We start from the raw sequence: 13,908 nt of genomic DNA on the forward strand, positions 1-13,908 counted from the left end.
CGCAGGAGGTCAGGAGTTCTTGACGTACACGTCGGCCAGGGCCGTGACGCCGTAGATCGGGTGGATGGCGGCGCCGCCGATCTTCTCGCCGCGGAACTGGGAGACGCTCTTGTGGAGGAAGGGCACCAGGGGGACGTCCTTCATGACCGTCTCCTCCAGGCCGATCAGCTCCTCGGCCTTCTTCTGGGCGTCACCGATCTTCGCGATGCGGGCCAGTTCCTCGTCCACCCGCGGGTTGCCGTAGCGGATGGGGTTGGACACCGCGTCCAGGTGGCTCTCGTAGCCGAGCGGGAGCAGGGTCGACGGGGTGGGCCAGTCCACGGAGTTGGTGGACAGGAACAGGTCGTACGGACTGTCGTCGCCGCCGAAGACCTGGTCGTTGAACGCGCCGGGCTGGAGGCCCTTGAGGACGAGCTTGATCCCGGCCTTGGCGAAGGCGTCGGCGAGGACCTGGGCGACCTGGTCGTCCGCCGGGCTGTCGGTGGGGTACGCGTACGTCAGGCTGGTGACCTTGGTCTTCGCCCTGGCCAGGTGTTCCTTGGCCTTGGCGATGTCGCCGGCGGGGGCGACGGGGTAGAGGTCGTACTTCTTCCAGCCGACGACGGCCGGCGAGGAGAGGGTGGTCGCGAAGTCGCCGGCGTGGCGGCCGCCGAGGACCTGGCGGGCCTGCTCGCGCGGGAAGAGGTAGTGGATGGCCTTGCGGACCTCGGGGTCGGTGACCCGGTCGTTCCTGATGTACAGGTCCTGGGTGTAGGCGCCCTTGCTGCCCGAGACGACCAGCTTCCGCTTGGCGGGGTCGCGTTCGACCGTCGAGATCAGCTCCGGCGGCAGTTGGTCCTTGGTGGTGAGCGTGGTCGCGCCGGCGCCCTGGCCGTTGAACACCTCCTGGGCGGTGTTGAGGGCGGCCTTGCCGAAGGTGAACTCGAAGCGGTCCGGGTAGGCGTGCCGGATCGAGTCCGTCTCCGGCTTCCAGTACGGGTTGCGCTCCAGGGTGAGGCTCTGGTTCTGCTTGTGCTCGACGATCCTGTACGGCCCGGTGGCGAAGGGCTTCACGTCGTAGCCGGTGCCCGTGTCCTTGTCCTCGCGGACCGGCGAGGAGGAGGACTGGGAGGCCATGTACGGCACGTCGGACTGCGGCTGGGGGAAGTGGAAGACGATGGTCTTGTCGTCGGGCGTCTCGATCGCCTCGAGATCGCCGTCCTTCTTGGGACCGCCGTACTTCTTCACCGCCTCGGTGAGGTCCTTGGTGCCGGTGAGCCACGGCTGCCAGTAGGAGGGGCCTACCTCGAAGCCGGGCTCGAAGGTGCGCTCGATGCCGTACTTGACCTGCTGCGCGGTGACGGGCTTGCCGTCCTCCCAGGCGATGCCGTCCTTCAGGTGGTACGTCCAGGTGCGGCCGCCGTCGGAGGAGGTGCCGGTGTCGGTGGCGAGGTCCCCGACCAGTCTGGGCCTGCCGTCGACGACCTGGTACTGCGTCAGCTGCCGGCCCCACAGCAGCGAGGTGCTGTACCTCTCGCCGGCGTAGATCTTCTGCGGGTCGAGGTGGGGGAAGTCGGCCTCGTTGGCGACGGTGACGGTGCCGCCCCTGCGGGCGCCGGGGATCTCGGGGGCGGGGCCCTGGCTGTCCTTCGCGGTGCCGAGGGTGACGGTCAGCCGCCGGCCGCTCTTGGCGGCGGTGCTGTCCTTCCCTTGTCCCGCGCCCGTGTCCGCTCCCGCGCCCGCGGAGCAGGAGCACAGCAGCAGGGCGGCGGCGGTGGCGAGAGCCGGGACGGCTGCGGCGCGCGGGGTGATTGCGGGCATGACGAACTCCGTTGTGTCGTGCGGGTGGTGCCGGGAGGGTGGACGAAGGTCCGGGTGTTCAGCGGACGGTGTGCGGGTCGAGCGCGTCCCGCACGGCGTCGCCGAGGAGGTTGAAGGCGAGGACGAAGACGAGGAGCGAGGCGCCGGGGAAGACCATGTAGGTGGGGTCGTCGTGGAAGACGTCGGCGCCCCGGGAGATCATGCGGCCCCAGTCGGGGATGGGCTCGTTGATGCCGACGCCCAGGAAGGACAGCGCGGCCTCGGTGGTGACCATCGCGGGCACGGCGAGGGTGAGGTGCACGAGGACCGGCGCCCAGACGTTCGGCAGCAGTTCGCGGAAGACGATGTGCCGCCGGCTCGCGCCGAGGGCCCGGGCCGCCTCGACGAACTCCCGCTCGCGCAGGGATCGCACGAGGGTGCGCAGCACCATCGCGAGCGGCACCCAGCCGAAGGCGGAGAAGACGAGGACGAGGACGGTGAACTGCATCCAGGCGGGTTCGTCCTCGCCCGGCCCGACGAAGCGGGTCTGGACGACCGGTCCCAGCGTGATCAGGAACAGCAGGGCCGGGAAGGCGAGCAGGACGTTGCAGACGAAGGTGAACGCCCGGTCGACGAGGCCGCTGAGATAGCCCACGGCCACGCCGACGACCACGCCGACGACGGCGACGACGACGGCCGAGGCGACGGCGATCAGCAGCGAGGTGCGGATGCCGTGGAGGAGCTGGGCGAGGACGTCGCGGCCGAGGCCGGGCTCGATGCCGAACCAGTGCTGCGCCGAGATGCCGCCGTTGGGCAGCACGGGCAGGCCCTCCGGGCTCAGCAGACCCGGCTCGTTCTGCCCGTAGTGCTCGGTCGGGTTCTTGCCGTAGAGGGCGGTGACCAGGGGCGCCGCGAGGGCGAGGAGCACGAAGAACCCGACGACGCAGAGCGAGACGGCTCCGACCCGATCGCGTCGGAACGCCCCCACCACCGATACCGCTGCCACGCCGCCGCACTCCCGACTCGTCGGGGCGCGCCGATCTGTGGAGGAGCGCCCTGGATCACCTCGGAGACGGGGTCACCGCTCCGGACACCGGACATTAGATAGGAAGATCCGGGAGGTCGCAACGAGCCATATTCAAAGGTCAGCTATCGATATTGCCTTGGATTTCCAGAAGGTTTCCCCGTTCACGCGGCCGCAACACGAACAAGGGCGAATCACCATGAACCACCCGATCACGGGAGACGAGCATCACAGCCGCCCGACCGGCTCCGGGAACGACCGAGGGGCCGTTTCGGATGTCTCCGAAACGACCCCTGAGCTGCGACTTCGAGAAGCCGGGACCGAACCGCCGCGGCTGCCTCAGACCCCGGCCCGGCGCCTGCCGCGGATGCGGCGCGGGTACGGGAAGAGGCGCGGGGAGCGCTTGGCGGCCACGTCCTCGATCCAGCCGAAGGTCAGCACCAGCAGCCCGATCAGCGGGATCGCCACCAACAGCGGGAACCACTGGCTGGTCAGCAGCCACTGGCAGTTCTCGTAGAAGAAGCCGACGGACCAGAGGGGGTCGATCAGGGGGATGGCGGCCACCAACGCGGCCTCGTGCCAGAGGTAGACGCTGACGGCGCGCGAGTTGAGCAGGCTGATCAGACCGTTCCAGCGTTCCAGCGGTCTGGGCCACTGCTCCCAGGAGGGGCTGACGTGGAGCAGGATGGCGACGAAGCCGAAGGACCACAGGGCCTGGGCTATCGGCCAGCTCTCGATGTCGGTGGGCACGGTCGGATCGACCGGCCGGGTCTGCAGGTACCACCAGCCGGCCACCATGATCAGCGGCGCGACGGACGGCACGACGTACTGCGGGATCTTCTTGAGCAGGCCCTCCTGGTGGGCCATGCCGAGGATCCAGCAGGAGCCGAAGGTGGCGAAGTCGCTGACGGTCTCCCAGACCCGGCTGTAGATGAACTCCTGGTCGATGAAGAACGTGTTCATCACGAACGCCAGCGCGAGCGGTGCGGACAGCGTCACCACCGGCATCCGCCGCAGCGCCCACAGCATCAGCGGGGAGAGCAGGACGTACCAGAGGTACGCGCGGAGGTACCAGAGCGGGACGATGACCTGCACCGCCCAGCCCTGCCCCACGAGATGGTCGAAGCCGCTCAGCGATTCGGCGTACGGCGGAGTGCTCAGCGGCACGAGCCAGAACAGCAGCTTGCCCCACCACCAGTCGGGGTGCCCCTCGGCGTCGGGCCCCCAGCCGTCGACGATCTCGAGGGTGAGCATGACCGCGCCGAACAGCCACATCGGCGGCAGCAGCCGGCGCATTCGGCCCCGGATGACGCCCAGGGCGGGCCGGCTGAGCGAGCGCGCCATCAGCGACCCCGCCAGCGCGAACATCACGCCCATCGACGGGAAGACGATGGGCAGCCAGAACCAGCCGAAGTTGTGGTAAAGCACCACGCGCACCAGCGCCAGCGCGCGCAGCATGTCGAGGTAGCGGTCCCGGCCGCCCTTGCGCGGGGGCGGTGCCGACGGTTCCGGCTCCGGTTCCTGTCGCAGAACGGCGGGGACGCGCAGCTGCATGGTGTCGTGGGTGCCCCCGAACCCGAAGGATGCGGTCATGGTCAGGCCTCCACGGGTGCGGCGGCGACCTCGCCGGTGCGCCGGAGCTTCTGCCAGCGCAGTCGGCCACCGGTCAGCGCCGTGATCGCGGACTGCAACAGGACGATGTACATCAGCTGCCGATAGACCACCTGCTGGATCGGCAGGCTGATCAGGTGCAGGGGCTTCTCGCCGTCGAGCCGGAAGGCGTACCAGGACAGCGCGGCCTGGAGCAGGATGAAGCCGCCCCAGCTGGCGAGGGTGATCGGGGCGTCCGCGAACAGCACCCCGTACAGCAGGAACATGTCGACCAGCGGCGCGAGCAGCGGGGCGACCACGCCGAACAGCACGACGAGCGGCAGCCCGATCCGGCCGAAGCGCCCGGCCGGTCCGCGGGAGATCACGGCGCGCCGGTGCTTCCACATCGCCTGCATGCTGCCGTAGCTCCAGCGGTACCGCTGGGACCAGAGCTGCTGGATGCTGGCGGGGGCCTCGGTCCAGGCGCGGGCGCGCTCGGCGTAGACGATCCGCCAGCCGTCGCAGAGCACCGCCATGGTGATGTCGGTGTCCTCGGCGAGGGTGTCGTCGCTCATCCCGCCGACCCGCCGCAGGGCGTCCTTGCGGAAGGCGCCGACCGCGCCGGGGATGGTCGGGATGACGTTGAGCATGTCGTACATCCGGCGGTCCAGGTTGTGGCCGAGGACGTACTCGATGTGCTGCCAGGCGCCGATCAGGCTCTCGCGGTTGCCGACCTTGGCGTTGCCCGCGACCGCGCCGATCCCCCGGTCGCCGAACGGCTGGACCAGCTCGCGCACGGTGGACGGCTCGAAGACGGTGTCGCCGTCCATCATCACGATGATGTCGTGCGACGCGGCCGCGATGCCGGTGTTGAGCGCGCTGGACTTGCCGCCGTTGACCTTGCGGATCAGCCGGACGAACGGCAGGTTCATCGCCTCGACGATGTCCGCGGTGCCGTCCGTGGAGCCGTCGTCGATGACGATCACTTCGATCGGATGGTCACTGGCGATCAGGGAGTTGAGGGTGTTCGCGATGCACTCGCGCTCGTTGTAGGCCGGGACGAGGACGGTGACCGGCTCGGTGACGGGTGCTCCCCACGCGTTCCGCCGCCGGGAGCGCCGGGCGTGGAGCGGCGCGAGGACGAGCATCAGCGCGAACCGGCCGAAGTTGAGGAAGCCGACGACGGCGAGGAGGGCGACCAGCACCGGCAGGGTGAGCACGGCGGCCTGGCTGGCCCAGATGAAGCACTTGCCCGCCCACAGCTGGTAGCCGTGCACCGGCACGGTGGCGTTGGTGGCGCCGAGCGCCTCGGAGATGGTGGTGAAGCGGTACCCCTCGCCCTGCAGCTTCTCGATGATCTGCTCGAGCGCGGCGATGGTCTCGGCACGGTCGCCACCCGCGTCGTGCAGCAGGATCAGCTCGCCCGCGCCGGGCCTGCGCGGCATCGCCGCCTTGACGATCTCGTCGACGCCCGGACGCTTCCAGTCGTCGGTGTCGCGGTCGATGAACGCGGTGAGGTAGCCGTGGGAGCCCACGTACTTGATCACCGGGTAGTTCCAGTCGTCGAGCGCCGAGGCGTCGGAGGAGTACGGCGGGCGGAACAGCGCGCTGTGGACGCCCGCGACGCCGGCCAGGGCCAGCTGCGTCTGCGCCAGCTCCCAGCTGATCCGGGTGTGGGACTGGTAGGCCAGGTCGGGGTGGGTGAAGGAGTGCACGCCGATCTCGTGGCCGCCCGCCACGATCTGCCGGATCAGTTCCGGGTGGCGGGTGGTCATCGCGCCGGTCACGAAGAAGTCCGCGCGGATGTCGTGGTCCGCGAGCAGCTTCAGGATCTTCGGGGTCCACTCCGGCGAGGGGCCGTCGTCGAAGCTGAGGACCACGGTGTGGTCGGGGATCCGATAGCTCACCGGGTGCTCGTTCTTGTCGCCGCGCGCGTCGATGACCGGACCGCCCTTGAGCAGGTTCTCCGGCACTGTCGTCTTGTCGACCGAGGTCGCGATCCGGGTGTCGTGGAACGCCTCGTTGGTGGCGAGGCCGCGCAGGACGAGGAGGGCGAGCAAGCAGGCCAGCAGGGACAGCGGCATGAAGAAGCGCAGCGGCGGCGCAGCCAGTCGGCGCGGTCTCAGCAGGGACTGCCGACGACGCTGGTGGCGGGACAAGGGCGCTCCTGGAGATGGGTGGTGCGGACGATCGGACACGCCCGGCCGGCCCGCAGGCGTTGCTCCGGGCGGCACGAGGGTCGCGGTGTGCCGTGGGATGTCACGACGTTCGGCGTGAGGGCCGGACTCTTCGGGTGGGACGTCGCGGAACGAGCCCTCTGGGCTCAGGAGGGCGACAAGGGTCCCCTGAGGGGCAGGTACGAGGGTTTCGGCGGTATCTCCATCGCGGGGGCGTCCGACTGCATGCCGATCAGGCTGCCGCCCATGGCGGCCGCCAGGATCGCGCCGACCACGGAGACCGGCCAGCCGAAGCGCCGGAAGAGACGGCTGCGCAGACCCGACTGGTCGACGAACACCGGTGCCGGAGCAGGCTCCTCGAAGCGCGTTTCGGACATGCCGGGCTGTGCCGGATATACCGATCCGCGTTCGAAGGGCGTGGCGACTTGGCGCATCTTGTGTGGCCTTTTTGTGCAGGGACGTAGACCGCCGAAGCGTAGAGCGGACCGTAGCGCACGGCCTGGATCGATTGGGGTGCGATGTGCGCTTTTGACATGATCCGCTCGAATCTCGTAACCGGATCGGTATGTCGGCGGGGGCGTTCCCGCCCTCGGGCGGCCGGGGCCCGCACACGCGAGGGGATGGCTTGAAGCCTTCGCTAGGATGACCCCTCGATTCGTGTGATCAGCGATTGATCCCCGTGCAACGGGCGCGTCCGAATACCGCCTCTACGCCCCAAGGAGCCCGTGTGAGCCAGCCCCGCCGCACCCCCCGTCGCCGCGCGTGGACCGTGCTCACGCTGCCCGCCCTCCTGTGCGTGCTCGCCGCGTGTTCCGCCGGCGCCGCGTCCGGCGGGGGCGCCGACGCCGCCCCGCCCGCACAGGAGGCCTCGCCGACCCCGACCGGACCGCCGGGGACCCTGTTCGACGACTTCCACTACAGCGGCGCCGACGACCCCTCGCTCGCCGCCCACGGCTGGGAGATCCGTACCGGCGGGGGCGGCCCGGGGATCCAGGACACCTGGTCCGCCGACGGTGCCGGCTTCGTCTCCGACCCCACCGCCCAGGGGGGCAGGGTCCTGCGCCTGCGGTCCTCCACCGACGGCACCGCACAGGGCACCCGGCAGGTCGAGGTGCAGACCACCGGCAAGAACTTCTTCACGGGGACCTTCGCCGCCCGGGTCCACTTCAGCGACAAGCCCACGAGCGGTCGCAACGGCGACCACGTCGTCCAGACCTTCTTCCCGATCTCCCCCGCGGACTCCTCCGAGAACTACAGCGAGCTCGACTTCGAGTACCTGCCGAACGGCGGCTGGGGCTCGGTGGGTCCGCGGCTCGACAACGTCAGCTGGTACAAGGCCGATCCGCCGGACCGGGTCAGCCACACGCTCGACCGGCGGCTCGGGGGCTGGCACACCGTGATGATCACCGCCATGGACGGAAAGGTCGTCTACTCCCTGGACGGCAAGGAGCTGTTCACCAGCTCGGGCAAGTACGTCCCGCGCGAGAAGATGGACATCCACTTCAGCAACTGGTTCGTCGACCTTCCCTTCACCGGTGGGCCGCGCACCTGGGACGTGAAGGTCAACTGGGTCTACTACAAGGCCGACGAGGCCGTCTCCCCGGCGGACGTCCAGAAGACCGTGGACGGCTTCTACGACGCCGGCACCGACCACGTCAACACCGTCCCGCAGTCCTGACCCCGGCGGGAGAACACGTCTTCGACGTCCCCTTGTCAGCGGGTTCGCCTCCTCCCTACCTTTGTGCAGCGAGTTCCCGGCTCAGCGGGCCCACCGGCCCGCCTGGGCCGTTTTCCTGCTCCTCAGCGCACGACAGACCATGGAGGCGTCACATGCCCGTAGCCGTGCCGGAACTTCTGGAAGTCGACGGAATCCGCGACGCGGGTCCGCTGGAGATCGACGACGAGGCGATCGCGTTCGAGGACGACGACCGCAGCGACCGCGAACACATGGCGTGTCTCGCCGACCCCTGGGTGACCGCCACCACCCGCTTCGCCTGTGACCTGAACTCGTAGCGGTGGCCGTCTCCATCGCCGGCCGAAGCGGTTGGTCCGACGACACCTGGTCGTATCTGAACGATCCGCGGATGCCGGCGATGGAACACGGCTGGAAACTGCACGTCTCGGCACGTCCCGGCGAACTCGACGCCGTGACCCGGCTCGTCCTGCCGGTGCTGTCGCGGCACGTCTGCCACGCGAAGTTCGCCCGTGACCCGGAGACGCTGCGGCGCCTCAACTCCGGGGTGGTGAGCGCCGGAGCCGTCGGCAAGGCGATCACCGTCTATCCCGTGGCCGACGCCGTGGTCGAGGTCGCCCGGGAGCTCGCCGCCGTCCTGCGCGACCGGGAGGGCCCGCGGATCGTCAGCGACCGGCGGGTCGACCCGAGGGCCCCCGTCTACTACCGCTACGGCCCCTTCACGGGCGACTACCGGACCGGCCGCAGCGGACGGCTCGAATCCATCATGACCGGCCCGGACGGCCGGATCTTCGACGGCCTGGCCGTGGGCCGCTACCGGTGCCCGCCCTGGGCCGAGGACCCCTTCACGACCGGCTCCGGCCCCGGTGACGAACCCTCCGCGACCCGCTCCGGCCCCGGTGACGAACCCTCCGCGACCGGCTTCGGCGGCGGACGCTACAAGGTCACCGCCGGCATCGCGCGCGCCGCCCGGGGCAACGTCTACCGTGCGGTCGACCGCACGCTCGGGCGTCCGGTGGTGGTCAAACAGGCGAGGGCCTTCGTCGGCGAGGACGAATCCGGTACGGACGCCCGCCACCGGCTGCGCAACGAGCACACGGTCCTCACCGCGCTCGACGGCGTCACGGGCGTGCCCCGCGCCCTGGACCACTTCGCCCACCGGTCGGACGAGTACCTGGTGATGAGCGACTGCGGCGACCGGAACTTACGCAGGGAGATCCTGCGCGGCGGCCCCTACCGGGACGACGGCACCCGGCCGGGGCGCTCCCTGTCCGTCCTCGCCTCCCGGCTCCTGCGCGTCCTGGACGCGATCCACGGCCGGAACGTGGTCGTCCGCGACCTCAAGCCCGACAACGTCGTGCTCGACGACTCGGGCCCCGGCCACTGCCACGTCATCGACTTCGGGATCAGCGAGTGGGACGGCACCGGGCCGGGAGGAGCGACCCCCGGATACGGCGAACCGGTTCTGCACGCGAACGGACCGGCCACCCCCGCCGACGACCACTACGCCCTCGGCGCGACCCTCTTCTTCGCCGCCACCGGCATGGACCCGGTGATCGTCGACGCCGACCACCGGGTCAACCGGGACAGGACCCTGGCCTGCCTGGCCTGGGCACTGCCCGGGCGCCCCCACCGGGAGATCCGGGCGACGATCACCGGCCTCCTGAGCTTCGACCCGGCCGTACGGACCGCCGCCGCCGACCGCCTGCGCACCGGCACCCCCGGAACCGCACGCCGGCCCGCGCGCCCCCGGATCGACGACGACCTGCTGGACGAGATCATCGAGCACACGACCGCGTACTGCGTCGGCGAGGCGCACGCGATCGTGGACCCGGTACGGGCCGCCCGGCTGAACGTCCCCACCTCGATCGACGTCTACGGCGGCAGTGCGGGACTGGGCCTCGAGCTCCTCCACCACGCCGACCGGCCCCCCGTGCGCTCCGCCGTCGCCGCCTTGGCGCGCTGGACGGCGCGGCAGTCCAGGAACCTGCCGCCCGGCTTCTACACGGGGCGCACCGGCGTCGAGCTCTTCCTCGCCGAGGCGGGGACGGAAGCGGGTCCGGGGACGGACGCGGACGCACGGCCCGGGCACCCCGTCCTGCCGGAGCGCGCACCGGACGGCGGCCCTCCGGAGGCGGACCTGATCGCGGGCGCCGCCGGAATCGGCCTCGGCCGGCTGCTGCTCGCCCGGCACGCCCTCCGGTCCGGCGACCGGCCCGCCGCGGACCGGCACCTCGCCGTCGCCGCCGACTGCGAGCGGATGCTGGCGTCGGGCACCGCCCGGCTGTCCCCCACCGGTTCGGAGACGGCCGGCGGCGCCGCGCTCCGCGAGGGCGTCGCGCACGGCGAGGCGGGCGTCGCCTGTTTCCTGCTCGAGTACGGCGGCGCGACCGGGGACCCGGACGCGATCGGCCGCTCCGAGAAGGCCGCCGCGCGCCTGGCCGCCGTGACCCCGGACGTCATCGCGGCGGCCGCCGAGCCGGGGGCGGCACGGAGCTACGGCTCGTGGTGCCGGGGCCTGGCCGGCATCGGGTCCGTGCTCGTCCGGGCCGCCGAACTCCTCGACGAACCCGGCCACCTCGACCTCGCCCAGCGGGCCGCCCGCGCCTGCGTCGCACTGGCGCCGCGGATGCCGCTGGTCACGCAGTGCTGCGGACTGGCCGGAGTGGGCGACCTGATGGTGGACGTCGCGGAGGCGTCCGCGTCCGAGGAGTTCCGGGACGCGGCCGAGACCGTCGCCCTGCTCATCCTGAGCCGCAGCGGCGGCACCTGGTCCCGGCCCGTGTTCCCGGACGCCGGTCTCGCCCGGTCGGGCGCCACCTGGGCCGGCGGCTCCGCGGGCGTGCTGGCCTTCTTCCGGCGGCTGCGCGACCGGGGCGGCCCGCGGCTCGGCCTCCTCGTCTGACCGCCGCCGCCGGCCGCGTCCTCACGGCCCCGGCGCGCTCCGCGCACCCGGTCGTCACTGCCCGGTCCCTGACCGGCCGCGGCGCCCGGCCCCGGCAGGTGCTCCGGGCCGGTGACGGACGCCGCTGTCGTGCCGTCAGGAGACGGTGACGAACCGGGCGGTGCTCGGCACCCCTTGGGCGTCCAGGGCGAAGAGCATGTACGTGCCCGGCAGGACCACGCCCTTGTCGGCCGGGATGGACACCGTGTACGCGCCGGTCCCCGCGGCCGTGGACGCCAGCGGGACCCTCCGCTGGTCGTTGTCCGTGGAGTGGGTCGCGGCCGCGGCCCGCATCAGGACGAAGGAGGCCACCGGCCCCGCGGTGGTGACGGTGAGCGAGGTGCCGGCGGCGGCACGCGGCGGCACGCCGCCGGTGATGACGGGACGCGGCTTGGGCGAGCCGTCCGCGTTGAGCAGGTACGGCGGGGTGAACACGGCCCCGTCGGCGTGGTTGGTGGCGCAGTCGCCGCACAGGCCTCCGCCGCCGGAGAAGACCCGGCCGTCGGGCAGCAGGTTCGCCACGCTGTGGTAGTTGCGCGGGATGGCCATGCTGGCGAGCGGGGTGAAGCGTCCGGTCGCCGGGTCCCACAGCTCGGGGGTCAGCACGGACGTGGCGTCGCTGAACGCCACGGGATACGTCTGCCCGCCGAACACGGCGACCTTGCCGTCGGGCAGGACGACGCTGTTGCCGAAGGCGCGGGCGTGGTCCATGTCGCCCGTGCGCGCGGCCTCGACCCGGTCGCCGTCGACGCTCACGGTGTACGCGCGCCGGGTGGCGAGCACGTTGTCGTACGCGGGCGAGCCGCCCAGGGTGAGCAGCTTGCCGACGTCGTACGCGACGGCGTTGCCGGTCATGGCGTCCTGGCTGTCGGCGCGGGTGCCGGCGGAGGTGATGCTCCCGTTCCCGCCGGTCGTGATCCAGTTCATCTGCTTGCTCGGGCCCAGCTGGAGCACCTTGCCGCCCGAGGTGGCGTACAGCCACATGTGGTTGTCCGCGCGGTAGGGGCCCCGGGGGTCGGCCGTCATCGCCGGGGCGGCGGGGACGCCGGGGAGCTTGCGCCAGGTGCGGGTCTCCGGGGACCAGACCTCGCCGGACTTGTCGCCCGTGGCTCCGCTCCAGGATCCGCCGAGGACGAAGGCCTCTCCGGTGGAGAGCAGGGTCATGGCCTGGTAGCCGCGGGCGATGTTCATGTCGGTGGTCGCGGACCAGGTGTCGGTGGCCGGGTCGTAGACGCTCGCCTTCTCCGCGTTGCTGCCGCCGGTGACCAGGACCCGGCCGTCGGCGAGCATCGCTATGCCCGGGCAGAACATGTCGTGGCCGGTGTTGTCGATGCGGCGCTGGGTGACCCGGCCCGTCCTCAGGTCGAGGATGGCGGTCTGGGTGTAGCCGTTGTTGCCGCCGAAGCGGTCGACCGCGTACGCCGACCAGGCCAGGAGCTTGTCGCCCGGCAGGACGGCGGTGGCCACCGGCACCAGGGGGAAGCCGGTGATCCGGCTCCAGGAGCCGTGGACGGCCGGGGCGGCCGGTCCGCTCAGGCGTATCTCGGCGGCGGAGGCCCAGGGCCCGCGGTTGCCGGCCTCGCGGGTCACGGTCAGGCGTACGTAGCGGGCGTTGCCGCCGCGGGTGAAGGTGGCGGTCTTGACGGTGTCGTCGTCGCGCCAGATTCCCGCGGCGACCGGTGCTCCGAAGGTGGTGCCGTCGGTGCTGGTGGTGATGGTGTACGCGCCCACGCGCCCGTTGATGCCGTCCTTGCGGGGCTGGTAGACCAGGGCGGAGACGGCCGTCGTGCGGTGCATGTCGACGGTGATGCTGTGCGGCAGCGGGGCCGGGGTCCCGGACCACCTGCTGTGCCAGAAGGTGGTGGCGTCGCCGTCGAGGACGTTGGCCGCGCGGCCGTTCTCCCCGGCGGTCTCCTCGTCGCTCGCCGTGGCCGTCCAGCCGGTCCGGGGCAGGTCGACGGTGGCCGCCGGGGTTCCGGGGTCGCCGAGGAGGTCGAGCTCCGCGGCGGAGCTCCACGGGCCGCGGTCACCGGCCTCGGTGACCGCGGTGAGCCGGACGAACCGCGCGCCCTGCGGGGCGAATCCGAGGGTCTTGGTGGTGGCGTCGTCCGCGAGGGTGCCGGTGGCGACCGGACTGCCCCAGTTCTGGCCGTCGGTGCTCACGCTGATGCTGTACTCACCGACGCGCCCGTTGACGCCGGTGGCGCGGGGCCGGTAGACGAGCGCCGAGACCACCACCGTGCGGTGCATGTCGACGGTGATGCTGTGCGGCAGCGGGGCGGGGGTGCCCGTCCACTTGCTGTGCCAGAGGGTGGCCGCGTCGCCGTCGAGGACGTTGGCCGCGCGGCCGTTCACGCCGGCGGTCTCCTCGTCGCTCGCCGTGGCGGTCCATCCGGTCCGGTCGAGCACGGGGGCCATCGGCTCCATGGCGTTCGCCGGGGCCACCGCGTGGTGCGGCGGCGGCTTCACCGTCGGCGGGCCGGCGACCCACCGCGTCGGCCGGGGCGTCGGACCGACACCGGCCGCCCCGGCGCTCGCCACTCCCAGCCAGGGGATGAACCCGACGAGCAGCGAGCCGAGGGCGAAGGCGATGAGCAGGGGGGAGCGGCGTATCGCTCCGGCAAGGGCGCGGACGCGTCTGGGCTGCAATCGGACCTCCTGGGCGAACCATGAACCGCTGGGGGCCCCTAGAACATAGGGC

Annotated in this window: 9 protein-coding genes; 3 read left to right on the forward strand and 6 right to left on the reverse strand. The window is 71.6% G+C overall.

Features of this window, described 5'->3' with window-relative positions:
- Positions 1-9: 9 nt before the first annotated feature.
- The 5 genes from ACFYUZ_RS19020 to ACFYUZ_RS19040 form a co-directional block, all read right to left on the reverse strand.
- Positions 10-1,800 (reverse strand): ABC transporter substrate-binding protein, encoded by a 1,791-nt coding sequence (locus ACFYUZ_RS19020; RefSeq protein WP_389310639.1) that lies wholly within the window; start codon positions 1,798-1,800, stop codon positions 10-12.
- A 58-nt stretch (positions 1,801-1,858) separates the two neighbouring features.
- A complete protein-coding gene (locus ACFYUZ_RS19025) occupies positions 1,859-2,785 on the reverse strand; it encodes an ABC transporter permease (protein WP_389310641.1) in 927 nt (308 codons plus the stop codon).
- Positions 2,786-3,142: 357 nt separating this feature from the next.
- Entirely contained in the window at positions 3,143-4,396 is a 1,254-nt protein-coding gene (locus ACFYUZ_RS19030; RefSeq protein ID WP_389310643.1) for an acyltransferase, read from the reverse strand.
- A gap of 2 nt (positions 4,397-4,398) precedes the next feature.
- On the reverse strand, positions 4,399-6,552 hold the full coding sequence (locus tag ACFYUZ_RS19035; protein WP_389310645.1) for a bifunctional polysaccharide deacetylase/glycosyltransferase family 2 protein: 2,154 nt from the start codon (positions 6,550-6,552) through the stop codon (positions 4,399-4,401).
- 164 nt (positions 6,553-6,716) lie between these two features.
- Complete coding sequence (locus ACFYUZ_RS19040; RefSeq protein ID WP_389310646.1) at positions 6,717-6,947, reverse strand: hypothetical protein; 231 nt, start codon at positions 6,945-6,947, stop codon at positions 6,717-6,719.
- Positions 6,948-7,297: 350 nt separating this feature from the next.
- Between ACFYUZ_RS19040 and ACFYUZ_RS19045 the strand changes: the two genes are divergently transcribed.
- From ACFYUZ_RS19045 to lanL, 3 genes are all read left to right on the forward strand, one after another.
- Complete coding sequence (locus ACFYUZ_RS19045) at positions 7,298-8,248, forward strand: glycoside hydrolase family 16 protein (RefSeq protein ID WP_389310647.1); 951 nt, start codon at positions 7,298-7,300, stop codon at positions 8,246-8,248.
- 152 nt (positions 8,249-8,400) lie between these two features.
- Positions 8,401-8,583, forward strand: a complete 183-nt coding sequence (locus ACFYUZ_RS19050; RefSeq protein WP_389310649.1) for an SflA family class IV lanthipeptide — start codon at positions 8,401-8,403, stop codon at positions 8,581-8,583.
- A 2-nt stretch (positions 8,584-8,585) separates the two neighbouring features.
- Entirely contained in the window at positions 8,586-11,168 is a 2,583-nt protein-coding gene (lanL, locus tag ACFYUZ_RS19055; RefSeq protein ID WP_389310651.1) for a class IV lanthionine synthetase LanL, read from the forward strand.
- Between the two features lie 135 nt (positions 11,169-11,303).
- Here the strand turns inward: lanL and ACFYUZ_RS19060 are convergent, their stop codons facing one another.
- Positions 11,304-13,856 (reverse strand): discoidin domain-containing protein, encoded by a 2,553-nt coding sequence (locus ACFYUZ_RS19060; RefSeq protein WP_389310653.1) that lies wholly within the window; start codon positions 13,854-13,856, stop codon positions 11,304-11,306.
- Positions 13,857-13,908 lie beyond the last annotated feature (52 nt).

Origin of the sequence: Streptomyces sp. NPDC004266 (assembly GCF_042874095.1) — a bacterium.
GTDB lineage: Bacteria > Actinomycetota > Actinomycetes > Streptomycetales > Streptomycetaceae > Streptomyces.

Excerpts from the sequence above, each read along its gene's own strand:
- ACFYUZ_RS19050 (WP_389310649.1), top strand. The coding sequence starts at position 8,401 with ATGCCCGTAGCCGTGCCGGAACTTCTGGAAGTCGACGGAATCCGCGAC.
- ACFYUZ_RS19040 (WP_389310646.1), bottom strand. The coding sequence starts at position 6,947 with ATGTCCGAAACGCGCTTCGAGGAGCCTGCTCCGGCACCGGTGTTCGTC.
- ACFYUZ_RS19030 (WP_389310643.1), bottom strand. The coding sequence starts at position 4,396 with ATGACCGCATCCTTCGGGTTCGGGGGCACCCACGACACCATGCAGCTG.
- ACFYUZ_RS19020 (WP_389310639.1), bottom strand. The coding sequence starts at position 1,800 with ATGCCCGCAATCACCCCGCGCGCCGCAGCCGTCCCGGCTCTCGCCACC.